This window comes from Sphingomonas sp. 28-62-20 (assembly GCF_002281505.1).
Map to the genome: position 1 here is coordinate 170,254 of NZ_NCGH01000007.1, position 22,573 is coordinate 192,826.

Sequence of the window (22,573 nt, forward strand, 5' to 3'; positions counted from 1 at the left end):
ATGGTTCCAGGTCAGAGCACCGGCGGCGCCAAGGGCGCACGATGCGAAGACCGGGCCGCATAGCCCTGTTTGGGCATCAGCGAAAGCGTCAGCTGCCGCGTTGCGGTTCAACCCAGCCGATCGTGCCATCACCTCGCCGATAGACCATGTTATAGGCGCCTGTGCCGCTATTGCGAAACAACAAGGCGGTGGTGTTGCGCAGATCAAGCATCATCACCGCGTCCGACACGCTGGCATCAGGAACATCAACCCGCATTTCGGCGACGATAACGGGGAAATCCTGCACCTCAGCTTCGGCGTCGCTTTCACGGAAAAGCGTATAGCCCGCATTGTCGCCAATCCTGTCACGGCCACCCCCCATGTCAGCGCCATTGACGGGTTCAGGGCCATTGACGACCTGGGCACTATGGCGATCCTTCAACCGGCGCATATAGCGGCGCAGTTGCTTTTCAATCTTGTCGGCCGCGCCGTCAAAGGCGAGATGCGCCTCCATTGCATCGCCGCGCCCTTTCAGCACCAAGCCCTGCATCACATGCGCTACAATGTCGCAGGTAAAGCCATTGTCATGCGGCCCGCGCCCAAGGGTGACATGGGCGGAAATCGCCCGGGCAAAATATTTCTCCGCTATCCCCTGAAGCCGATCCTCGACACGTTGCCGCAGCGCGTCGCCTGTATCGACCTGATGGCCGGAAACGCGGATGTCCATGTCTTTCCTCCTCAATTAGGGCAGCGGGGAACCGACAGCCCGTCAATAATCGTCACCGTGTTTCCAACGGCCCCCATAGGGGATTGTTCACGCCTTCCAGGAATTGGCTGTGTCGGGCTGCCTCTTCAGTGCTGGCCGCAAAGATGCGCTGGGGCCGGACGACGCTGCGCGATGCATCAACGGGCGACGCGGCGTGTTCGACCATCTCCGATACCAAAGTCAGCCCGATCTGGCGGCCACCGGTCAATTCAACATAGACTTGGGCGAGCAACTGGGCGTCGAGCAAGGCACCGTGCAAGACACGGTGGCTGCGATCGATTCCAAAGCGCGTGCACAGCGCATCGAGTGAATGTTTTGCACCGGGATGGCGGGTGCGTGCCATCGCCACGGTATCGATCATCCGGCTGAGCGACAGCATCTGCCGACCACACCGCTTTAGTTCGCCGTTCAAAAAGCCGAAATCAAAGCTGGCATTATGGGCCACCAAGGGGCTGTCCCCCAGAAATTCCAGCAAGTCATCGCAGTTTTCGGCGAACAGCGGCTTATCGGCGAGAAAGGCGTCGCTCAGCCCGTGGATCGCCTGAGCCTCTGGTGCCATTGGCCGTTCGGGGTGAAAATAGGCGTGGTAGGTCTGGCCAGTCTCCACGCGGTTGAACAGTTCGACACACCCAATTTCAACCAGCCGATCGCCATTGGAAAAACTGAGGCCGGTCGTCTCGGTATCAAAGACAATCTCGCGCATAAGCGATGTTATTCACCCCTTGAGCGCAACAGGCAAGCGATGACCGCATCGACGGCTGATCGCGTTTCCTCAATCGGCACATCAGTGGCGATCACGAAATCGGCGCGGGCACGCTTTTCGGAATCGGGTGTCTGGCGCGCCAATATAGCCGCGAAACGATCCGGCGACTGCCCTGGTCGAGCGAGCACGCGATCGCGCTGTACGTCGTGCGCCGCCGATACCACGACGATCTTGTCCACGCGCTGCTCACCGCCCGTTTCGAACAGCAGCGGAATATCGAAAACGACCAATGGCGCGACCGCATTCGCCTCCAGAAACGCTGCGCGTTCCGCGCCAACGGCGGGATGCACGATCGCCTCCAGCCGCTGCATGGCCGCATCGTTGCCAAAAACAGCCGCGCCCAACCGCGCTCGATCAACCCCATCGGGGCCGGTTGTGCCGGGAAAAGCCGCTTCAATAGCCGGAATCAGCGCACCGCCCGGCCCCTGCAGCCGGTGCACCGCGGCATCGGCATCGAAAACCGGCACGCCCTGATCAGCGAACATCGCCGCTACCGTCGATTTGCCCATCCCGATCGATCCGGTGAGCCCGATGGTGATCATGTAAGCAGTGCCCGTAGCGATTCATCCTCATCGCGCGGTGGTTCGATTCCGAACAGGATCTCGAACGCCAAGGCCGCCTGGCTGATCAACATCTCCAGCCCATCAACGCTATCGAGGCCGCGTGCGCGCGCGGCTTTCAACAGCGGCGTCTCAAGCGGCGCATAAACCAGATCATAAATGATGGCATCCTCTGGCAGCGGATCAAGATCGATGACGAGTGGCGGCTGGCCGACCATGCCCAATGTGCTGGCATTGACCACCAAGTTCGCAGGCGGCAGCGCGCTATCGAGCGGCAATGCTGCCCCCTTCAGCCCGAACCGCGCCAGCAATGCGGCAGCTTTGAGCACATTTCGATTCAAAACCGTGACCGGACCGACGCCCAGCCGCGACAGCGCAAACAGCACCGCGCGCGCCGCACCGCCAGCGCCGATCACCACGATGGGCGCCCCGGTCAGGTCGACCTCAGCAATCGGCGCATAAAAGCCGGCAGCATCGGTGTTGGTGCCAAAGCATATGCCTTGTTCGTCGCGGGCAACGGTGTTGATCGCGCCGATGGTCGAGCGGATATTGCCTGGATCGGCGACATGATCCAGCGCGGCGATCTTATGCGGCACGGTAATGTTGCACCCGCGCCAGGCCGGATCGGATCGACGCGTCGCGAAATAGTCAGCAAGGCCGTCGGGCAAGACGTGGCAGGCGCGATAAGCCGCATCATGCCCTAGCGCCTTCAGCCAAAAACCGTGAATGATCGGTGATTTGGAATGACCAATCGGATCGCCGATCACCTCTGCATAGGGCTGAGTCATAGCGGCAATGCCCCCCGCAGCCGCAGATATCCCAGAACGGGGACTAACGGCATGCCCAGAATCGTGAAGTGGTTGCCCTCAATCCGATCGAACAACTGCACGCCAAGCCCCTCAATCCGAAAACAACCGACGCACCCGGCAATCGCCGGCCATTCGTGATCAAGATAGGCATTGATCGTCGCGGGCGACAATGATCGGACGGTCAGGCGCGCTGCTTCGACGATGCGCCATACCGCCCGACCTTGTTCGGCGATCACCGCAGCACTGATCAATTGATGCGTGCCGGCGGACATCGCGATTAGATGCTCTGCCGCCTGGTCGCGACTGACGGGCTTGTCGAGAATCCTGCCATTGGCCAGCACCATGAGTGAATCGCTCCCCAGCACCAATGCATTAGGATTGGCCTGCGAGATCTTCAGCGCCTTTAATTCAGCAAGGGCATCCGCAATGTCGCGCGCGGGACTGCCTGCAGCCTGCAGCGCTGCTTTGGTCGATTCCTCATCAATATGCGCGGGCAGGGCCGTATAATCGACGCCCGCTGCATCAAGCATGGCGCGGCGTGAGCTGCTTTGTGATGCAAGAATGAGGGTCACTCGTTTGAGATCCGATCATTGACCAAGGCGATGATCGCAGCCGCTGTTTCCTCAATCGACCGGCGGGTGACGTCGATCACTGGCCACCCATTGTCGGCAAACATCCGGCGCGCAAAGGTGACTTCATGCGTGACGGCTTCGGGATCGACATAGCTCGTTTCCGGCGCCTGATTGAGCGACAAAAGCCGGTTGCGGCGCACCTGAATCAAGCGATCAGCGCTGGTGGTAAGCCCGACAACCAATGGGTTTTTAAGCGTAAACAAGGCGGGGGGCGGGGGTACTTCAACCACAATCGGGATATTGGCGGTCTTATAGCCGCGATTGGCGAGATAGATGGCGGTTGGCGTTTTGGATGATCGTGACACGCCAGCCAGGACGATGTCGGCCTCCTCCCATTCTTCCGACCCCACGCCATCGTCATGCGCAATGGTATATTGAATCGCCTCGACCCGCGCGAAATAGGCCGCATCAAGCATATGCTGGCGGCCCGGGCGCGCCTTGGCTTGTTGGCCGAGCAACCCCGACAAGGCATCGGTGACCGTATCCAGTGGCGCCACCGCCGATAGGCCAAGCGCGCGACATTTGGTTTCCAGCGTGCGCCGCGTTTGCAAATTGACCAGCGTAAACAGCACTAGCCCCGGATTTTGGGCAATTTCCTGAATGATGCGTTCAAGATGCGCTTCGCTGCGCACCATCGGCCAGAAATGGCGGATCGTTTCGACATCGTCATATTGGGCAAGCGCTGCCTTGGCGATATTCTCCAGCGTTTCGCCGGTCGAATCTGACAGCAAATGGACATGAAGCCGCATCAGCGGGGGGAGTCTGTGGAAAACATAGGTAAAAATGCTAGCGCAACCCGCTGCCAGCGCCAAGCGCCAGCGCGGCTGTGGATCACCGCCGATTGCTCCACAAAACTATCGACAGGCTGGCAATCGATCCACATGCTGTGGATATGGTGCATGATCTCTTCCCGTATAAGGGTATTTACGCTGATTGGCGGCACGCGCCTGTTGGCATTATCGGGATTGCGCCATAAGCCCCGCTATCAACGGTGCCATCACATCAACATCCTTTTATAGATTCTTTCTTTATGAAGAACGGGAGAGAGACGCTGTCTGATCAAAAGCCATTGCTGGCAACGTTACGCGGGGAACGCCAGCCGATACCGCCGATCTGGTTGATGCGTCAGGCCGGTCGCTATTTGCCCGAATATCGCGCGTTGCGGGCAGAAAAAGGCGGATTTCTGGATCTTGTCAACGATAGTGATGCCGCTGCAGAGGTCACCATTCAGCCGCTCCGGCGCTTTGGTTTTGATGGGGCGATCCTGTTTTCGGATATCTTGATGGTTCCATCGGCAATGGGACAGCATCTCAGTTTCGGGGCTGGCGAAGGGCCTGCACTCGCACCCCCGCTGATCGATACCGCTCTGGCGGCGCTGCAAGCTGTCCCTGAGCGGCTGGATCCCGTCTATGCGACCGTGCGCAAAGTTGCAGCGATGCTTGATCCCCAGACGACGTTTCTCGGCTTTGCGGGCAGCCCCTGGACGGTTGCGACCTATATGGTCGCTGGCCATGGCAGCAAGGATCAAGCTGAAACCCGGCGTTTTGCCTATCGTGATCCCCAGGCCTTTGGCGAGATTATCGATGCCATCGCCGCGCTGACGGTTGACTATGTCGGCCGACAGATTGAGGCAGGCGTCGAAGCGATCCAGCTTTTTGACAGCTGGTCCGGCAGTTTGTCGCCTGCACAGTTTGAACGCTGGGTGATTGCCCCAAATGCCGCGATTACAGCGGCACTGCATGCCCGCTATCCCGATACGCCCGTGATTGGCTTCCCCAAGGGCGCAGGCGCAAAACTTGCGGCCTATGCGCGGGAGACGGGGGTTGATGCGCTTGGCCTTGATGAGACGCTTGATCCGGTCTGGGCCAATGACACTATTCCCGCTGGCATGCCGGTGCAGGGTAATCTTGATCCGCTGGCGTTGATCACCGGCGGTGAAACGCTCGAGATCGCCATTGATCGGGTGCTTGCCGCCTTTCCCGAGCGGCCCCATGTCTTCAACCTTGGCCACGGCATTTTGCAGGATACGCCGATCGCCCATGTCGATCAGTTGCTGGCGCGCGTGAGGGGACCGAAAGCATGATCGGCTGGCTTGGTAATGCCTATTTATGGGTGAAGGCAGCCCATCTTGTTTTCGTGATTTTTTGGATGGCGGGGCTGTTCATGCTGCCGCGATTTCTGGTCTATCATCAGGAAGCGGCGCCCGGCTCTGCCGAGGCCGCCCTTTGGGTTGAGCGCGAACAGAAATTGCGCTCGATCATTTTGACGCCGGCGATGCTGATCGTCTGGGTGCTCGGTTTGGCTTTGGCCGCGCAGCTTGGCCTGTTTAGTGGCGTGACTGGGCTTGGTTGGTTGCATACCAAACTGTTGCTGGTGCTCGGCCTGACGGGGTATCACGGCTATATCACTGGCTATTCGAAAAAACTTGCTGCAGGAAAACAGGCGCTTACCGGTCGACAGCTGCGTTTGTTGAACGAAGTACCCGGCGTGGCTGCGGCGATCATTGTGGTGCTGGCCATCGTCCAGCCTTTTTGAAGCTGACTTGACTTGAGCGACGGTGGCGCTTACCCCGCCATCAGTCACCACGCGCGGTTTCGTGCCGTGCGTCGGCCCTTCCTCCCAGCATCGTCGCGTTTTCGTTTCGCAGACTGACGCTCCTCCCCAAACCGTTACGACCGGAACGCTCGCCATGCATCTTGCAGACCTGAAAAAGAAGAAACCGGCCGAGCTGGTCGAGATGGCCGAATCGCTGGGCATCGAGAGTGCATCGACGCTGCGCAAGCAGGATTTGATGTTCGCCATTCTGAAAATTCAGGCGGAGAATGGCGAACAAATCATGGGGCTGGGGACGATTGAAGTCCTTCCCGATGGTTTTGGCTTTTTGCGGAGCCCGGAGGCCAATTACCTGGCCGGACCGGATGATATCTATATCTCACCCAATCAGGTGCGCAAATTCGGTCTGCGTACGGGCGATACGGTCGAGGGTGAAATTCGCGGGCCCAAGGACGGCGAGCGTTATTTTGCCCTGGTTCGGCTGACCTCGGTCAATTTTGATGATCCCGATGCGGTTCGCCACCGCGTCAATTTCGACAATCTCACCCCGCTTTATCCCGATGAGAAGCTGACGCTTGATCCCCAGGATCCAACGATCAAGGACAAGTCGGCGCGGGTTATCGACATTATCAGCCCGCAGGGTAAGGGGCAGCGCGCGTTGATCGTTGCGCCCCCCCGCGTCGGTAAAACGGTCTTGCTGCAGAACATTGCCAAGGCGATTACGGATAACCACCCTGAAGTGTTCCTGATCGTGCTGCTGATAGACGAGCGGCCCGAGGAAGTGACCGACATGCAGCGCAGCGTAAAGGGCGAAGTGATTTCTTCGACCTTTGATGAGCCAGCCTCACGCCATGTCCAAGTCGCGGAAATGGTTATTGAAAAAGCCAAGCGGCTGGTGGAGCATAAAAAGGATGTCGTCATCCTGCTCGATTCGATCACGCGATTGGGCCGTGCTTACAACACCGTGGTGCCGTCATCGGGGAAAGTGCTGACCGGTGGTGTTGATGCCAATGCGTTGCAGCGGCCGAAGCGCTTTTTCGGTGCCGCGCGTAATATTGAGGAAGGCGGGTCGCTATCGATCATCGCCACCGCGCTGATCGATACCGGCAGCCGGATGGACGAAGTGATCTTTGAAGAGTTTAAGGGCACCGGCAATTCGGAAATCGTGCTTGATCGCAAGGTGGCTGACAAGCGGATCTTCCCGGCGCTCGATGTCGGTAAATCGGGCACGCGTAAGGAAGAGCTGTTGGTCGATAAGGGCAAATTGTCCAAGATGTGGGTGTTGCGTCGGATCCTGATGCAGATGGGGACGATCGATGCGATGGAATTCCTGCTCGACAAGATGAAAGATTCGAAGACCAATGAAGATTTCTTCGATTCAATGAATCAGTAATCAATCGGGGTATTGGCGATGTTGGCGCTGCTTGCTGTTGAACCGATGTCGTTGCAGTATCTGTGGACGCACATCCTTGCTGATTTTGCTAATTTCGGCTCGGCGTCCGCGCTCGCTGCTTTTGGCACCGTCGTTCTGCTCGACGTTGCCTTGGCAGGCGACAATGCCATCATCGTCGGCGCCTTAGCCGCGGGACTGCCGGCAGCGCAGCGCAAACAAGTTATCGCGATCGGTATTTTCGCGGCCCTGGTGCTGCGCATTATCTTCGCGGTCGCGGTGCTCTATGGGCTTGAGAGCTTCAAGCATTATGGCCTGGTGTTCGGGGGTGGCCTGCTGCTGCTGTGGGTCGCCTGGAAAATGTATCGCGAGCTCCGGCCACATCATAAGCACGATGCGCAGGATGAACTGGGCGGGATCCGCCCACCGAAGAGTTTTCTTGCCGCCGCCTGGGCGGTGGCTGCCGCCGATGTGTCGATGAGCCTTGATAATGTGCTGGCGGTTGCGGGGGCCGCGCGCGCGCATCCTGGCATCATGGTGGTTGGACTCATCTTGTCTGTCGCGCTGATGGGAATCGCCGCCAACATTATTGCCAAATATATCGAGCGTTATCGTTGGATCGCCTGGATTGGCCTGTTGGTCATCGTCTATGTCGCTGGTCGAATGATTTATGAAGGCTGGTTCGATGTTGAGCCGATGATGCGGGCGGTTCTTTAAAGCAGACGATCGCTCGGTTGACTACGATGGCGTTGCTCATGCGCCAACAGCCATTGTTTGGTGACCGATCCGCCGCCACCCGAATAAGCCCCCAGTGCACCACTGGCATTGACGACGCGGTGGCACGGCACAATGATTGGCAAGGGATTGCGCGCGCAGGCCTGGCCGACCGCACGCGGGCCGGAACCAATTTTTTGTGCAAGCGCACCATAGCTCATGATATCACCATAGCCGATCATCATGATCCCGTGCCGCAGCGCCGTGCCGCGGTCGCTGTCCAGCGGCACCAAGGGCAGATCGAATTCGTCGCGCTCGCCAACGAACCATTGTTCAATCTGGATCGCGGCGCGGCGCACCGCATCTGACGTTCCACGTGAAACGGGCTGGCCGGTCTCAATAGTGATGGAGGCGATTGCGTCGCCAAGCGCTGCCACCTGAACTGTGCCGATCGGCGTTGCGATACTGGCGTGATCAAGCGCATACATGTCATGCGTTATGCCGAGCAGCACAGCGTTGCTCAAGCAAAGTTGGACAGGCCATGAAAATCAACGTTGAAGTCGAATGCACGCCAGAAGAAGCTCGCCGCCTGATGGGGCTGCCGGATTTTTCGCCGGTGCATGAAAAATATATCACCGCGCTGACCGATTCGATGGACGGCCATATCAAGCCGGAAATGCTCGAATCGATGATGCGGAGCTGGGCGCCGATGGGTGAGGCGGGGATGAATTTCTGGCGCCAATTGTTCGATGGGTCGACCAAGCCCAAGGGCTGAGCCGATGACGGATGATATGTCCACGATCTTTGCCGTCGCAAGCGGCGCACCGCCGGCAGCGATTGCGATCATGCGGATCAGTGGCCCTGAGGCACTGGCAGCGGGCTCGTTGATCGCGGGAGTGTTGCCGCCCGCGCGGCAGGCGGCGCTGCGCAGCTTGCGCCATCCGCTGAGCGGGTTGTTGCTCGATCGCGCCATTGTCATTGCCTTTCCTGGTCCGGCGAGCGCGACGGGTGAGGATATGGTTGAGTTCCACCTCCATGGCGGCCGCGCCGTGATAGCAGCGGTTGCTGATGCGCTGCAGGGGGTGGAGGGGCTGCGGCCCGCTGTCGCTGGAGAATTTACGCGGCGCGCCCTGATCGCGGGGCGAATCGATCTGGCGGGCGCCGAAGGACTGGGCGATTTGCTGACGGCGGAAACCGAGGGCCAGCGACGGGCGGCGATGGCGGCTGTTGAGGGCGTGGTGAGCCGCGCCGTCACGGGCTGGTCATCGCGACTGGTGATGATTTCGGCGCAGGTCGAATCGATATTGGATTTCTCTGATGAGGATGATGTCGATGAGACGCCGATCGATGCGATCCGCGAATTGGTGAGTGCGTTGGCCGGGGATCTGGCATCGATTCTCGCTGTCCCGCCCGTTGAGCGGCTGCGCGACGGAGTCCGGCTCGTGCTGGCAGGGCCGCCGAACAGTGGCAAATCAACGCTGTTGAATGTGCTGGTTGGGCGTGAGGCCGCAATAGTGTCGTCGATTGCCGGCACGACGCGCGACCGGATTGAGGCTGCCATCATCCGGGATGGCATTGCCTATGTGCTGACTGACACGGCCGGGCTCGCGGCGGCGACCGACGATCCTATTGAGGCGATTGGGATTGAGCGCGCCCGTGAAGCGATGGCGTCAGCGGATATTCTGGTTTGGCTTGGCGATGACTCGCCTCCTGTCGGCGGGGTTTGCCCAACTCTATGGCTTTGGCCACGCGCTGATGAGCGCCCACTGCCGCCACCGGGCCGCCTTGCGATATCGGCGCATAATAGAGATGGTATAGCGGCTTTGTGGGCGGCCATTGCCGACGCTGCCGTGAAGCTGTTGCCGCGCGAGGATCAGATCGCGCTGAATCAGCGACAGCGATTGCTGTGCTGCGATTGCCATGAGGCGCTTGTCCAGGCAGCAAGGGCGGACGACTTGCTCATCATCGCTGAGCAGCTTCGCCGTGCGCGGTTGGCGCTCGACCAGATTACCGGCGCTACCCATGTTGAAGCGATGCTTGATGCGCTGTTCGGGCGATTCTGCATCGGCAAGTGATGTTTCACGTGGAACGCTTTTGACTCGCGCGCCCGCACCACTTAGCGGACATAGCCTATGGATTATGATGTCATCGTGGTGGGTGGGGGCCATGCGGGCACCGAAGCAGCGGCCGCCGCTGCGCGAAGAGGCGCACGTACCGCATTAGTCAGCTTTGATCCCGCGCGGATTGGCGCGATGTCCTGCAATCCAGCGATTGGTGGGCTCGGCAAAGGCCATTTGGTGCGCGAGGTTGATGCCTTTGACGGGCTCATCGCGCGGGCGACCGATGCTGCCGGTATCCATTACCGGATGCTGAATCGCAGCAAGGGGACAGCGGTTCAGGGACCACGAGTCCAGGCCGATCGTCGACTTTATGCGCAGGCGATCCAGCAGATGCTGGCGGACCAGGATAAGCTTGAAATCGTCCCTGGAGAGGCCGCTGCTTTGCGCGTTACCGGCGGGAGGCTTCACGGCGTTGTACTGGCGGATGGTCGTGAGCTGACGGCGCGGGCGGTTGTGCTCGCAACGGGGACCTTTCTGGGTGGCCGCCTGTTTTGCGGGGAAAGCCGGGATGAGGGCGGTCGCTGGGGCGAGCGCGCTGCGACGACGCTGGGGGAGCAGCTGCGTGGGCTCGATCTCCCAATGGCGCGGCTAAAGACGGGAACGCCGCCGCGGCTGGATGGGCGGACGATCAACTGGGCGGTGCTCGATGAGCAGCCGTCGGATTCCGAAGGCTGGACCATGTCGCCGATGAGCGGCACGCGCCAATTGCCACAGCTATTCTGCGCCATCACCCGGACCAATGCCACGACCCACGACATTGTCCGTGGCGCACTTGATCGCTCTCCCTTGTTTAGCGGAGCGATCGGGGCAGCGGGTCCGCGCTATTGCCCCTCAATCGAGGACAAGATCCACCGCTTTGGCGATCGTGATGGTCATCAAATATTCCTGGAGCCAGAGGGTATTGATGATCACTTGGTCTATCCCAACGGCATTTCAACATCATTGCCAGCCGACGTGCAGCACAGGATGATCCAGTCCATCGCCGGGCTTGAGCAGGCCGAGATCGCGACGCCCGGCTATGCCGTCGAATATGACCATATCGATCCGCGTGCGCTTGATCCCTCGCTCGAGCTCAGGGCGCTGCCGGGGCTATTTTGCTGCGGCCAGATCAATGGCACGACGGGGTATGAGGAAGCGGCGGGGCAGGGGTTACTGGCCGGGCTTAATGCCGCTGGTCATGCACTTGGGGCTTCGGCGGTCATTCTTGATCGGGCGAGCAGCTATCTTGGCGTCATGATTGATGATCTGGTCCTTCATGGCATTACCGAGCCCTATCGCATGCTGACGGCGCGGGCTGAATATCGCCTGCGGTTGCGGGCGGATAATGCCGAGACACGGCTCGGTGGGATCGCGGCCGCAGCTGGGAGCTTGGGGCCTTTGCGTCGTGCTCATGTCGCCGCGCGCGAGGCTGCGCGGTCGGAGATCGGGCTGGCGCTTCAGGAAGTGCTCCCAAGCAGAATGCTCATCGCGCGCGGCGCGGCGATTGTCGATGATGGGGCGCAGCGATCCGCCTATGACTGGTTGCGGTTTCCGGGCGTTACAATAGCGCAGGTGGCCCCTGCTGTTTCAGCCTGTTTCGATCCTGCGCTGGTAGCAGAAATTGTCGAAGATGCTCGCTACGCGCCTTATCTAGAGCGGCAGGATAGTGAGATTGCACAGCTGCGGCGGGATGAATCGATGATGCTCCCGCGATCGCTGGATTTCGCCGCTATTCCTGGGCTGTCGATCGAGATGGTCGAGCGGTTGACGGTGGCGGCGCCCGCGTCACTGGCAGCGGCGGGGCGGATACGCGGGATTACGCCCGCCGCCTTGTCGGCGATATTGCTGCATGCCCGGCGGATCGCGGCATGACCGAAGACGATGCCAGGGATTGGGTCCGAACGCATTTTGATGTTTCACGTGAAACATCGCTTGCGAGCTTTGCCGAGCTGATCACGGCGGAAGCTGGCATACAGAATCTTGTTTCGGCATCGAGCCTTGATGCGTTGTGGACCCGCCATATTGTCGATTCGGCCCAGTTGATTCCGCTCGCCGCCAAACACCCAGGTCCATGGATTGATATCGGCAGCGGCGCTGGTTTTCCGGGGCTTGTGGTGGCGGTGTTGAGCGACCGGCCTGTGACCTTGATCGAGCCCCGCCGCAAGCGGGCGCTGTTTCTGGAAGCGGCGGTTGATACCCTGGGCCTAAGCAATCAAGTGACCGTCGTCACGGCGCGTGCAGAGCAATATCGCGGCGCTGGTGCGGTTATTTCCGCGCGCGCGGTTGCCGCACTCCCTGAATTGCTGGCGTCAGGCGCGCATTTGTCCACAACAAAGACACTCTGGTTGTTGCCAAAAGGGCCGCGCGCGTCGGAAGAGGTGGAAGCTGCCCGCCGGACGTGGCATGGATCGTTTCACGTGGAACAGAGCATTACCGAACCAAGCTCGCTGATCATCACTGCAAAGGGTATCGCCCGCCGATGAAATGCATTGCGATTGCGAATCAGAAGGGTGGCGTCGGCAAGACGACGACCGCGATTAATCTCGGCACTGCGCTGGCGGCGACGGGGATGCATGTTCTGCTGATTGACCTTGATCCGCAGGGCAATTGTTCGACCGGCCTGGGCATTAACCGCGCTGATCGAGACCGCTCTTCCTATGATCTGTTGATCGGGGAGGCTGCGCTCGAGGACAGCTACATCGCCACCCGCGTGCCCAATCTTGATATCGTCCCCGCAACCGTCGATCTTTCGGGCGCGGAAATCGAGCTCGTTGAATTTGATGAACGCACCCACCGGCTCGACAAGGTGTTTTCGCGCGCGGGCGATCGTTGGGATGTCGTGCTGATTGATTGCCCGCCATCGCTTGGGTTGCTGACGATGAATGCAATGGTCGCCGCGGATTCATTGCTGGTGCCACTGCAATGCGAATTTTTCGCGCTTGAGGGGTTAAGCCAGCTGCTCAACACCGTCGAGCGGATCCGCACGCGTTTCAATCCCGGCTTGTCGATCCTGGGTGTTGCCCTCACCATGTATGATCGCCGTAACCGCCTGACCGAGCAGGTTTCTGAAGATGTCCGCGCGGTATTGGGGAAGGTTGTTTTCGATACGGTCATTCCCCGCAATGTCCGCTTGTCGGAAGCCCCCAGCCACGGACTGCCCGCCCTGATCTATGATCACCGCTGCCCGGGCTCGGAAGCGTATATTGCGCTCGCCCGCGAATTGATCGCGCGCTTGCCCAAGCCTGCACCCAGGGATGCCCAAGCCGCATGACCGAGGAAGCCACTACTGCAACCGTGCCGTCCATGCGCAAGGCGCGGCCTGGCCTCGGCCGTGGGCTGAGCGCATTGATGGGCGATATCCAACGCGAAGAGCCCGTCGCCCCCGGTGCTGTGACCACACCTGGTCTGCGGATGTTGCCGGTTGGTTCACTGACCCCGCACCCCGGTCAGCCGCGCCGCCGCTTTGACGAAGCAGCGCTTGACGAGCTTGCCAATTCCATCGCCGCGCGCGGGCTGATCCAGCCGATCGTCGTCCGCCCGCTGGGCAAGGGATTTCAAATCGTCGCCGGGGAGCGGCGCTGGCGTGCGGCCCAGCGCGCGAGGCTCCATGAAGTCCCTGTGATCATTCGTGATTTCGACGACGCCGAGACACTCGAAGTGGCGCTTGTCGAGAACATCCAGCGCCAGGATCTGAACGCCATCGAAGAGGCGGAAGCCTATGCCCGGCTGGTGGGCGATTATGGCCATACCCAGGAAGCGCTGGCCAAGATCGTCCATAAGTCGCGCAGCCATGTCGCCAATCTGATGCGCTTGCTTGAACTTCCCGCGCCGGTCCAGACGCTGGTCGTCGAAGGCCAGCTGAGCATGGGCCATGCCCGCGCGATGATCGGGGCAGCGAATGTCGAAGCCCTGGCGCGCGACGTGATCGCGAAGCAATTATCGGTGCGCGAAACCGAAAAGCTGGCCCGTGCCGCCAAGCCGGCGACGGGTCGAGGAGACCGATCAGCTGATCAAGGGCCCAATCACGATATTGCCGCGCTGGAAAATCAGCTCGCCGATCTGCTCGGCTTGTCCGTCCGGATCGCATTCAGCGCAAAGGGCGGCACGCTGACGCTTGGCTATTCGACGCTCGATCAACTCGACATGATTTGCCAGAGGCTGAGCGGCGACAAGCTCTAACGCGTGATGACGTTAGTCGCTTCAGCGTTATACCCGTTCGGGCTGAGCGAAGTCGAAGCCCAAGCGCTTCGCATGCTCTTCGACTTCGCTCAGGGCGAACGGAGTTTCGGTTGGTCAAAACCAAAGTTATCAAACTCTAACGCGCGGATCGCCCTGCGCGCGCCACAGCGAGACAGGCTGCTTCGGCAATGATGCTGCCGGCGGTTGCGGCGCCCATCATGCCACGTTCGGCCTGGCGCAAATGGTCAATCGCCCCGCTCAGGCGTTGCGGCGTCCAGTGGCGGAGCGCGCGACCGGTTGCGGCCTTTTCCTTGAAGAAGACGCGTGGCCCCTCAATCACGCTGGCGATTGATGCGCCGGCAGCCACCTCTGCCTGTAATTCTGAAAGCGTCATCAGCCGACGCACCAAGCCGCGCACCAAGGGCACCATCGACACCCCTGCTTCATTGAGGCGCGCGAGCTCGCTGCCCAATCGTGCCGCATCGCCGCCAATGGCGGCTTCGATGGCGAGGGCCATTTCGGCTTCCCCCAAATCGGCACCGACCGCGTCGATCGCGGCATCGTCGAGCGTTGCCGGACGTTCGGGCGCGGCGTCGAGATAAAGCGCCAGCTTTTCAATTTCGCGCGTCAACACCGCGCGATCGCCCCCGCTGGCGGCAAACAGGCGGCTGGCGGTGCCACCGGTTGTGCGCAGCCCATGTTCGCTGGCGATGGCGGCGGCAAGGCGGTCAGCATCGGCCGCTTCGGGCGGGTAACAGGCAAAGCTCAGCGCGTTATCCGCAGCCAAGGCGAGTTTGACGACCTTGCCGGCGGTCTTCAGCGTTGGGGCGATCGCGACCACCGGATTCCCTGCGCGCGCCGCGCTGAGCAACATCGCCACGGCATCAAGGCTTTCCTCGCCAAGCGCGGTCACCCGGATATGCCGGGCGCCCCCGAACAGCGAGAGTGAGGCGGCTTCGGCGGCGAGGCGGCCGGGATCGGCCTTCAGGCTGGCGCCGTCCAGATCGACTCGCTCGGCATCTGTCCCCATCGCGCGCGCCAGCCGCAGCGCAAGATCGCGCGCGCCCGATTCATCGGGTCCGTGCAGCAGATAGAAACGGATCGCCGGATTGGCGCTGTCCAGCGCTTGACGCAGTTGGTTGGCGGTCGCCTTCACGATCCGGCTTGGCTCGTCCGTTCTGCATATAGCGCCATGCGAGCGACAATCTGGTCGGCGACGATCGCCGAAAGCCGCTCCAGCGCGGTATCCTCTGCCGCAATTGTCGCATATTCGGAACCGACGACGTCAACACCGGCATCAGACCCAGCGGTCGCATCAAGCAGCACCGCACCATTGGCCAGATCGATCAGCTGATAACGCGCGCGCAGCGTGCGGCGTTCGCGGGTGATCGTGTCGTCGCTGCGCACGCCCAGCCCGATAATCTTGTCATCCAGCTTGATTTCAAGGCGATAGAGCGGCGGATTGCCCTTGTTGCTGACCAGCCGATCGCGAATGGCGTTGCCGACCAGATAGCCTGCTTTGCCCGCGATCGGCGCGACTTCAACCTGCGATAATGCCACCGCAACCCGCCCGCCGCCGCCGCCAGCATAAAGCGGGCGCAGGCCACAGCCCGCCATTGGTACCGCGAGCAGCGCCAGCAGTAATGCCGGGGTGAGCAGCCGCCTCATGCGACGAGGTTCACTAATCGATCAGGCACGACGATTACCTTTTTCGGTGTGGCACCTGCCAAGATCCGCTGCACATGCGGATTGGCCATCGCCATTGCCTCTACCGCTTCGCGTGACATGCCCTTGGCGACAATTTGCGTATCGCGGAGCTTGCCGTTGATCTGGATGGCGATTGTTACCTCATCCACCACCAGCAAGGCCGGGTCAACGACTGGCCATGCCGCATCGGCAATCAGGCCTTCGCCGCCCATCGCCGCCCAGGCTTCCTCGGCGATATGCGGCACCATTGGCGACACTAATTTCAGCAGCCCCTGAATGGCGTCGGTGCGCGACGCCGATGGCGCAGCGCGATCAATCGCATTGGTCAGTTCATACAGCCGCGCCACCGCCTTGTTGAAGCTGAGCGCCTCGATATCGCCCGCCACGCCCGCGATTGTCTGGTGCAGCTTGCGATCAAGCGCGACATCGCGGCCGTCGCCGCCGCTTTCCGATTGCAACAGCCGCCAGAGCCGCTGGACATAGCGCCATGCGCCTTCAATCCCCGATTCACTCCAGGGCAGATCGCGTTCGGGCGGGCTGTCCGACAGCATGAACCAGCGCACCGCGTCCGCGCCATATTGCGCGACGATCGGCTCGGGATCGACGGTATTCTTCTTGGATTTGGACATTTTCTCGACGCGGCCGACGGTGACGGGCGCGCCGCCGTCGCGCGTGACCAGTCCGCCATCCGCTGCAATGACATCCTCGGGCGAAAGCCAAAGTCCTTCGGCGGACTTATAGGTTTCGTGCGTCACCATGCCTTGCGTGAACAGCCCGGCAAAGGGCTCCACGACATTGAGCTGGCCGATATGGTTGAGCGCGCGCGTCCAGAAGCGGGCATAGAGCAGGTGGAGGATCGCATGCTCGACACCGCCAATATATTGGCCAACCGGCAGCCAGGCCTCTGCCTCTGCCTTGTCGAACGGCTTGTCGCTTGGCTGGCTGGCGAAGCGGATGAAATACCAGGATGAATTGACGAAGGTGTCCAGTGTATCGGTCTCGCGCCGGGCGGCGGCACCACAACTGGGGCAGGCAACATGCTTCCAGCTTGGATGGCGATCGAGCGGGTTGCCGGGAATGTCGAAGCTGACATCGTCGGGCAGCACGACCGGCAGCTGATCGCGCGGCACCGGCACCGCACCGCAGGCATCGCAATGGATGATCGGGATGGGGGTGCCCCAATAACGCTGGCGGCTGACGCCCCAGTCGCGCAGGCGGAAGATCGTGCGCCCGGTGCCCCAGCCTTCACCCTCGGCGCGCTGGATCACGGTGCGCTTGGCATCCTCGATATCCATGCCGTCGAGGAAATGCGAATTTACCAGCGTGCCGGGACCGGTATAGGCGGTGTCGCCGGCAAATATCGGTGAGTCCTGATCGCCGTCGGAGACGACGCGGGTGACGGGCAGTGCATATTTGCGCGCGAAATCGAGATCGCGCTGATCATGCGCGGGCACGCCGAAAACCGCGCCGCTGCCATAATCCATCAGCACGAAATTGGCGATGTAAACCGGCAATTGCCACGTTGGATCAAAGGGATGCGTCGCCGTCAGCCCGGTATCGAAGCCCAGCTTTTCCTGGGTTTCAATCTCCGCCGCAGTGGTGCCGCCCAACCGGCACCGCTCGATAAAGGCGGCGGCTTGCGGGTCTTGTTGTGCGGCGGCCTGGGCGATCGGGTGATCGGCGGCGACGGCAACAAAGCTCGCGCCGAAAATCGTGTCGGGCCGGGTGGTGAACACTTCGACCGCATCGCCATTGGACAAGGCGAAGCGAAAGGCCAGCCCCTGGCTGCGGCCGATCCAGTTTTCCTGCATCAGCTTGACCTTGTCGGGCCAGGCATCAAGCGTGCCGAGACCGTCGAGCAGCTCGTCGGCAAAATCGGTGATCTTCAAAAACCATTGGCTGAGTTTGCGGCGCTCGACCAAGGCGCCCGACCGCCAGCCGCGCCCGTCAATCACCTGCTCATTGGCGAGCACGGTCATGTCGACCGGATCCCAGTTGACCGCCGATTCCCGCCGATAGACCAGCCCGGCTGCGAACAGATCAAGGAACAGCGCCTGTTCATGCCCATAATAATCGGGCTCACAGGTCGACAGCTCGCGCGACCAATCAAGCGCGAAGCCCAATTGCTTGAGCTGACGTTTCATGTTGGCGATGTTGGCGCGGGTCCAATCGCCGGGGTGGACGCCCTTTTCCATCGCGGCATTTTCGGCGGGCATGCCAAACGCGTCCCACCCCATGGGATGGAGCACATCATGGCCGATCATTCGGCGGTAGCGCGCCAGGACATCGCCCATCGTGTAATTGCGGACATGCCCCATATGGATGCGCCCTGACGGATAGGGAAACATCTCAAGCACATAAGAGCGCGGACGATGATCGTCGCCCGCTGCGGCCCCGGCCTTGACGGCGAAGGTCTGGCGTTCATCCCAGACCGCTTGCCAGGCCGCGTCCGCCTTCAGCGCGTTGAAGCGCGACGCCATGATCGTTCCTTTAGCCGGAGATGGCGGCGCGCCGCAGGTCGCGTGCCCGCGTCAGGATGATGTCTTCCAGTTTCTGCGCGGTTGCCGCGCGCACCGGCGCATCGACCCATTGGCCATTGCGGTTGATTTGGCGCAGCACCGCGACGCGCAGCGCATCGGCGCGCAGATCCTGATCAAGGATCGAAATCGTCACCTTCATGCGTTCGGCGGGGGAGGCTGGATTGGCATACCAGTCGCTAACGATCACGCCGCCATTTGAATCGGTTTGCAGCAGTGGCATGAAGCTGATCGTGTCGAGCGAGGCGCGCCACAAATAGCTGTTGACGCCAATCGTGGTGACTTGCGAGGCGGCAAGATCAGTACGGGGGCGGTCCTTGCCGCCGCCGCATGCGACGAGCGGCAGGACGAGCGAAACCACAATCGCGGTGCGCAACAGGCGGGTCATCGGCTATTCCCTGGACGAATAAAATGGGTCTGGACGGCATCTATAGATGGTATCGCGCCAGCCGCAAGCACGGGCCGTGCGGCAGCGCGCCAGGCAAAGTTGTGGGCAACATGCAACACTCTCTCCATAAAGTGATTTCCGCCTGTGGCATGGCTGGTTAGAAACATGATACCCGCTATATGGAGCGTGAAGGGGTTTTTGTGATCAAGCGTCGAATCATCGCTGCACAGCTGCTGGGGGCGCTTATCGTCGCCGGTGTGGTTGCGCCAGCGTTCGGCGCGCCGGATTCGGGCTATCGCCTGTCGCCGAGCGATCCTGCGCTGACAAGCCGCAGCATTTCCACCTTTACGCCGGCGTCCGCCGATCCAAAACTTGCCGCGCTGTTGGCGCGCAGTGGCCTGGATGAACGCGATTTCCGCTTCACGCCCTCCGAATCGCGCCGCAATAGCAGCCGCCCGGTGACCGTCGCAGTGCGCGCGCGCACGTCGCTTGCCTCGCGTCAGTCTCAGCGCGTCGGCGCTGTCGAGCTTACGCCTGATTCGAGTATTGGCCTGGTGCCAATCGCTTATAATCTTGGCGTTTCGGTGGGGTGGAAGCGGTTTGCCCTGTCAGGTGATGTCGCGCGGATTGATTTAGGCGGGGTACCGGGTAGCCGCGAATCAGTGGGGTTGGGCCTCAGCTATACCGGTACGCGCGCATCGGCGCGGATCAGGGCGACGGCTGATCGCCCGCTTGCCGACTCGCCCAAGCTGGTGTCGGATGATCCCAGCATGGCGATTGACGTTGGCGGCTCTTATTCGCTGTCGCGCCAGATCGATCTGACGGCTGGCCTGCGGTACAAGCGCGAAAATAATAACCGGCTTGAACGGCTGACTGATAACCGGCGCGATAGTCAGGCTGTGTATATCGGCACGGCGCTGCGCTTCTAAGCCGTTAGGCGTTTTTCTCGATTGATTGCCACGCGTCGATTGCGGCCCAACCCTGAAATCCTGCTTGTGCCAGACGTCTTGCCTGGCGGTGTCCTACACCACCCAGCGCAATGGCGCGGCCCGGCGCAAGCTTTGCGAGCGCGGCGGCGCGCACAATCCCCAGATGCGCAGCGCCCGGATGCGACCGGGTGGCAAAAATCGGCGAGACCAGGATCATATCGGCACCCGCGCGCCGCCCGGCGATGATTTCCCGAGCATTATGGGCGGGCCAGCTTTTGATCCCGTGACGTTGCCGCGCCGATCGTCCGTGCGTGCCATCGCTACCCCAGCCCCATCCGTCATTCCCGGCCACCAATAAGGTCAGCCGCCGCCGCCGCGCAATTCGGCGTACATCGTCGAACAATGCCCGGCGCGCCTGACGATCCAGGCTGTAATGCCGAAAGATGATGCCGCCGCCCCGCGGCACCCGGTCAAGCGCCGCCCAAAGGCCATCCGCCATCCGCTCATCCGTCATCAGCCATTGGGTGGGAATCTTGGGGTGACGGGTGCGCATCACCCTGACTATAGCACGGCGATGCACGACAGCGACCCCAACCACCGCCTTGCCCAGATCTGCGCCGCGATGGCGAGCGCCGCGGCGCAGGCCGGGCGACCCACCGACGCGACCATGTTGATCGCGGTATCAAAGACGCATCCTGCTGATGCGGTGCGCCCGCTCATTGCAGCTGGCCAACGCGTCTTTGGCGAAAATCGGGTCCAGGAAGCTGAACAAAAATGGCCAGCCTTATGCGAAGAGACGCCCGGGCTTGCGCTGCATTTGATTGGCCAGCTGCAATCGAACAAGGCAGAGGCGGCCGTGGCGCTGTTCGATGCGATTCATTCGGTCGACCGGGTTTCGCTGGTAACGGCTTTGGCACGCGCGATGGACAAATCGGGCCGACGCCCGGCGTGCTTCCTGCAGGTTAATATCGGGGATGAGCCGCAAAAGGGCGGGGTACCAACCGCCGCGCTCGCCGCGCTCATTGCACAGGCGCGCGCGGCTGAACTGCCGGTGGCGGGGTTGATGTGCATTCCCCCGGCGATGATCGAACCCGCGCCCTATTTCGCCCTGCTCGCCAAACTGGCGCGCGATCATGGGCTTGCCGGGCTCAGCATGGGCATGTCGAGCGATTATGAAACGGCAATTACGATCGGGGCCACGCATATCCGCGTTGGCAGTGCGCTGTTTGGGGAACGTGGATGAAATTCGCCGGTATCATCTTCGATTTTGACGGCGTGCTGATCGACAGCGAATATGTCGGCAATCGCCAGATCGCCGATTATTTGAGCCGCGCCGGGCATCCGACAACGGTTGAGCAATCCATGGCCCAGTTCATGGGACTGGCAGACCAGGACTTTCATGCCGCTGTGGAAAAATGGATCGGCAGGTCGTTGCCCGACGATTTTCACGCCGCCCGCGCGGCCGAGGATGCGCGCGTCATGGCAGAGGGGATTGATCCGGTCGCGGGTGCAATCGGCTTTGTTCAGTCACTGCCCGCTCATTTGCCGCGCGCGATCGCGTCGTCGAGTTCGACCCGCTGGATCAGCCGCCATTTGGAGCATATCGGGCTGCGCGATGATTTCGGCGCGATGATCTTCAGCGGCCGGGAACATGTCAGCCGTGGCAAGCCTGCGCCCGATCTGTATCTCCACGCGGCCAGCGCGCTTGGCGTGGCGATCGAGCACTGCGTTATTCTTGAGGATTCGCCAGTTGGTGCCACTGCCGCTGTGGCGTCTGGGGCGCATGTCATCGGGCTATGCGCGGGCATGCACTGCGCGCGCGATCATGAACGGGTCCTGCGTCAGATCGGTGTTCACGACATCGCGCATGATTTTGGCGAGGTTGCCCGGATCATCACCGGGCCAGCGTTGCCGCTATAGGGTCGGCCCGGAAACAGCGCGGCGTTGGCGCTTGGGAATGTCGACGAACAGCCGGGCCAACGCCGGCGTGCGGGTATCCTCATCGGCATAGGCGCGGGCTGATTTCCCCGCGAGCGAATCGGCCTGATCCGGATCTGCACCCGCCGCGATCAATTCGCGGACCATGGCCAGGTCGCGGCGCTGCACGGCACGGATTAACGGGGTTTCACCGCTATCATTGCCCTGATTCACATTGGTCTTGGCGGCAACAAGCGGTGCAATCAAATCGGCAAAGCCACCGCTAACGGCAACCATCAGCGGGGTATTGCCCTTAATGTCGCGCAAATTCGGGTCAGCACCCTTTTGCAGCAAAAATCGCGTGTACAGCAGGTTACCGCGCTTGGCGACGATATGGAGGGCGGTTTCGCGGCTAGAAAAATCGCGGGTGTTGACGACCGTCGCGCCGCCAACGCTCAGGGCTGCAACCACTTCGTTATTCTTTTCTTCCTTCACCGCTGACAGGAATTTAGACCCCGGTGATTGCGATAACTGCGCCGCCGCTGGGCTAACCAGCGCAACGCCGGACATCATCACAAGCATCGCCAGCGCCGCCAACCGAACCATTGCCATCATGATTGCATCAAATCCCTGTTGCCTTTGTCATGGTGC

General features: G+C 61.1%; 26 protein-coding genes. 13 read left to right on the top strand and 13 right to left on the bottom strand.

Annotation, left to right across the window (positions count from 1 at the left end; all coding sequences use genetic code 11):
* Positions 1-88 precede the first annotated feature (88 nt).
* Genes hpf through B7Y43_RS07405 form a run of 6 tightly spaced genes read right to left on the bottom strand, consistent with a single transcriptional unit; the run spans position 89 to position 4,261 of the window.
* Positions 89-706, bottom strand: coding sequence for an HPF/RaiA family ribosome-associated protein (gene hpf, locus B7Y43_RS07380; protein WP_374130983.1), 618 nt, complete (start codon positions 704-706; stop codon positions 89-91).
* A gap of 52 nt (positions 707-758) precedes the next feature.
* Positions 759-1,448 carry a DNA polymerase III subunit epsilon gene (gene dnaQ, locus B7Y43_RS07385; protein WP_374130984.1) on the bottom strand — a complete coding sequence of 230 codons (690 nt, stop codon included), beginning with the start codon at positions 1,446-1,448 and terminating at the stop codon, positions 759-761.
* Positions 1,449-1,456: 8 nt separating this feature from the next.
* Positions 1,457-2,050, bottom strand: a complete 594-nt coding sequence (gene coaE, locus B7Y43_RS07390) for a dephospho-CoA kinase (RefSeq protein WP_374130985.1) — start codon at positions 2,048-2,050, stop codon at positions 1,457-1,459.
* The gene (locus B7Y43_RS07395; protein ID WP_374130986.1) at positions 2,047-2,856 is read right to left on the bottom strand and encodes a shikimate dehydrogenase; all 810 of its coding nucleotides are present in this window, start codon (positions 2,854-2,856) and stop codon (positions 2,047-2,049) included. The genes coaE and B7Y43_RS07395 overlap by 4 nt, the downstream gene beginning before the upstream one ends.
* Positions 2,853-3,407: a nucleoside triphosphate pyrophosphatase gene (locus tag B7Y43_RS07400; RefSeq protein ID WP_374131094.1), complete on the bottom strand. Its 555-nt coding sequence runs from the start codon at positions 3,405-3,407 to the stop codon at positions 2,853-2,855. The genes B7Y43_RS07395 and B7Y43_RS07400 overlap by 4 nt, the downstream gene beginning before the upstream one ends.
* Positions 3,408-3,445: 38 nt before the next feature.
* Complete coding sequence (locus B7Y43_RS07405; protein ID WP_374131095.1) at positions 3,446-4,261, bottom strand: pyruvate, water dikinase regulatory protein; 816 nt, start codon at positions 4,259-4,261, stop codon at positions 3,446-3,448.
* Positions 4,262-4,539: 278 nt separating this feature from the next.
* Here B7Y43_RS07405 and hemE point away from each other — a divergent pair, with 278 nt between their 5' ends.
* From hemE to B7Y43_RS07425, 4 genes are all read left to right on the top strand, one after another.
* Positions 4,540-5,592 (top strand): uroporphyrinogen decarboxylase, encoded by a 1,053-nt coding sequence (hemE, locus tag B7Y43_RS07410; RefSeq protein WP_374130987.1) that lies wholly within the window; start codon positions 4,540-4,542, stop codon positions 5,590-5,592.
* Positions 5,589-6,044, top strand: a complete 456-nt coding sequence (locus B7Y43_RS07415; protein ID WP_374130988.1) for a CopD family protein — start codon at positions 5,589-5,591, stop codon at positions 6,042-6,044. The genes hemE and B7Y43_RS07415 overlap by 4 nt, the downstream gene beginning before the upstream one ends.
* 154 nt (positions 6,045-6,198) lie before the next feature.
* Positions 6,199-7,455 (top strand): transcription termination factor Rho, encoded by a 1,257-nt coding sequence (rho, locus tag B7Y43_RS07420; protein WP_374130989.1) that lies wholly within the window; start codon positions 6,199-6,201, stop codon positions 7,453-7,455.
* Positions 7,456-7,473: 18 nt separating this feature from the next.
* The gene (locus B7Y43_RS07425) at positions 7,474-8,169 is read left to right on the top strand and encodes a YjbE family putative metal transport protein (RefSeq protein ID WP_374130990.1); all 696 of its coding nucleotides are present in this window, start codon (positions 7,474-7,476) and stop codon (positions 8,167-8,169) included.
* Here the strand turns inward: B7Y43_RS07425 and B7Y43_RS07430 are convergent.
* A complete protein-coding gene (locus B7Y43_RS07430) occupies positions 8,166-8,678 on the bottom strand; it encodes a methylated-DNA--[protein]-cysteine S-methyltransferase (RefSeq protein ID WP_374130991.1) in 513 nt (170 codons plus the stop codon). The genes B7Y43_RS07425 and B7Y43_RS07430 overlap by 4 nt on opposite strands.
* Positions 8,679-8,707: 29 nt before the next feature.
* On the opposite strand from B7Y43_RS07430, the gene B7Y43_RS07435 reads away from it, so the two are divergent.
* The 6 genes from B7Y43_RS07435 to B7Y43_RS07460 are packed head-to-tail and all read left to right on the top strand — an operon-like array spanning position 8,708 to position 14,444.
* Positions 8,708-8,941: a DUF6489 family protein gene (locus tag B7Y43_RS07435; protein WP_374130992.1), complete on the top strand. Its 234-nt coding sequence runs from the start codon at positions 8,708-8,710 to the stop codon at positions 8,939-8,941.
* Between the two features lie 4 nt (positions 8,942-8,945).
* On the top strand, positions 8,946-10,241 hold the full coding sequence (mnmE, locus tag B7Y43_RS07440) for a tRNA uridine-5-carboxymethylaminomethyl(34) synthesis GTPase MnmE (protein ID WP_374130993.1): 1,296 nt from the start codon (positions 8,946-8,948) through the stop codon (positions 10,239-10,241).
* A 57-nt stretch (positions 10,242-10,298) separates the two neighbouring features.
* Positions 10,299-12,137 (top strand): tRNA uridine-5-carboxymethylaminomethyl(34) synthesis enzyme MnmG, encoded by a 1,839-nt coding sequence (gene mnmG, locus B7Y43_RS07445; RefSeq protein WP_374130994.1) that lies wholly within the window; start codon positions 10,299-10,301, stop codon positions 12,135-12,137.
* Positions 12,134-12,748: a 16S rRNA (guanine(527)-N(7))-methyltransferase RsmG gene (gene rsmG, locus B7Y43_RS07450; protein ID WP_374130995.1), complete on the top strand. Its 615-nt coding sequence runs from the start codon at positions 12,134-12,136 to the stop codon at positions 12,746-12,748. Before mnmG ends, rsmG begins: the two co-directional genes overlap by 4 nt.
* Positions 12,745-13,536, top strand: a complete 792-nt coding sequence (locus tag B7Y43_RS07455; RefSeq protein WP_374130996.1) for a ParA family protein — start codon at positions 12,745-12,747, stop codon at positions 13,534-13,536. The genes rsmG and B7Y43_RS07455 overlap by 4 nt, the downstream gene beginning before the upstream one ends.
* On the top strand, positions 13,533-14,444 hold the full coding sequence (locus tag B7Y43_RS07460; RefSeq protein WP_374130997.1) for a ParB/RepB/Spo0J family partition protein: 912 nt from the start codon (positions 13,533-13,535) through the stop codon (positions 14,442-14,444). Before B7Y43_RS07455 ends, B7Y43_RS07460 begins: the two co-directional genes overlap by 4 nt.
* Positions 14,445-14,580: 136 nt before the next feature.
* On the opposite strand, the gene holA is transcribed toward B7Y43_RS07460, so the two are convergent.
* The 4 genes from holA to B7Y43_RS07480 are packed head-to-tail and all read right to left on the bottom strand — an operon-like array spanning position 14,581 to position 19,076.
* Positions 14,581-15,600, bottom strand: a complete 1,020-nt coding sequence (holA, locus tag B7Y43_RS07465) for a DNA polymerase III subunit delta (protein WP_374130998.1) — start codon at positions 15,598-15,600, stop codon at positions 14,581-14,583.
* Positions 15,597-16,112, bottom strand: a complete 516-nt coding sequence (gene lptE, locus B7Y43_RS07470; RefSeq protein WP_374130999.1) for an LPS assembly lipoprotein LptE — start codon at positions 16,110-16,112, stop codon at positions 15,597-15,599. Before lptE ends, holA begins: the two co-directional genes overlap by 4 nt.
* The gene (leuS, locus tag B7Y43_RS07475; protein ID WP_374131000.1) at positions 16,109-18,631 is read right to left on the bottom strand and encodes a leucine--tRNA ligase; all 2,523 of its coding nucleotides are present in this window, start codon (positions 18,629-18,631) and stop codon (positions 16,109-16,111) included. The genes lptE and leuS overlap by 4 nt, the downstream gene beginning before the upstream one ends.
* Before the next feature lie 10 nt (positions 18,632-18,641).
* On the bottom strand, positions 18,642-19,076 hold the full coding sequence (locus B7Y43_RS07480; RefSeq protein WP_374131001.1) for a DUF3576 domain-containing protein: 435 nt from the start codon (positions 19,074-19,076) through the stop codon (positions 18,642-18,644).
* A gap of 200 nt (positions 19,077-19,276) precedes the next feature.
* On the opposite strand from B7Y43_RS07480, the gene B7Y43_RS07485 reads away from it, so the two are divergent.
* Positions 19,277-20,005: a hypothetical protein gene (locus tag B7Y43_RS07485; protein WP_374131002.1), complete on the top strand. Its 729-nt coding sequence runs from the start codon at positions 19,277-19,279 to the stop codon at positions 20,003-20,005.
* A 4-nt stretch (positions 20,006-20,009) separates the two neighbouring features.
* Here the strand turns inward: B7Y43_RS07485 and B7Y43_RS07490 are convergent, their stop codons facing one another.
* Positions 20,010-20,558: a thiamine phosphate synthase gene (locus B7Y43_RS07490; RefSeq protein WP_374131003.1), complete on the bottom strand. Its 549-nt coding sequence runs from the start codon at positions 20,556-20,558 to the stop codon at positions 20,010-20,012.
* A gap of 21 nt (positions 20,559-20,579) precedes the next feature.
* Here B7Y43_RS07490 and B7Y43_RS07495 point away from each other — a divergent pair, with 21 nt between their 5' ends.
* Both B7Y43_RS07495 and B7Y43_RS07500 read left to right on the top strand, forming a co-directional pair.
* Positions 20,580-21,248, top strand: coding sequence for a YggS family pyridoxal phosphate enzyme (locus B7Y43_RS07495; RefSeq protein WP_374131096.1), 669 nt, complete (start codon positions 20,580-20,582; stop codon positions 21,246-21,248).
* Entirely contained in the window at positions 21,245-21,925 is a 681-nt protein-coding gene (locus B7Y43_RS07500) for an HAD family phosphatase (protein ID WP_374131004.1), read from the top strand. The genes B7Y43_RS07495 and B7Y43_RS07500 overlap by 4 nt, the downstream gene beginning before the upstream one ends.
* Here the strand turns inward: B7Y43_RS07500 and B7Y43_RS07505 are convergent.
* Positions 21,920-22,537 (bottom strand): ankyrin repeat domain-containing protein, encoded by a 618-nt coding sequence (locus B7Y43_RS07505; RefSeq protein WP_374131005.1) that lies wholly within the window; start codon positions 22,535-22,537, stop codon positions 21,920-21,922. The genes B7Y43_RS07500 and B7Y43_RS07505 overlap by 6 nt on opposite strands.
* Between the last annotated feature and the right edge of the window lie 36 nt (positions 22,538-22,573).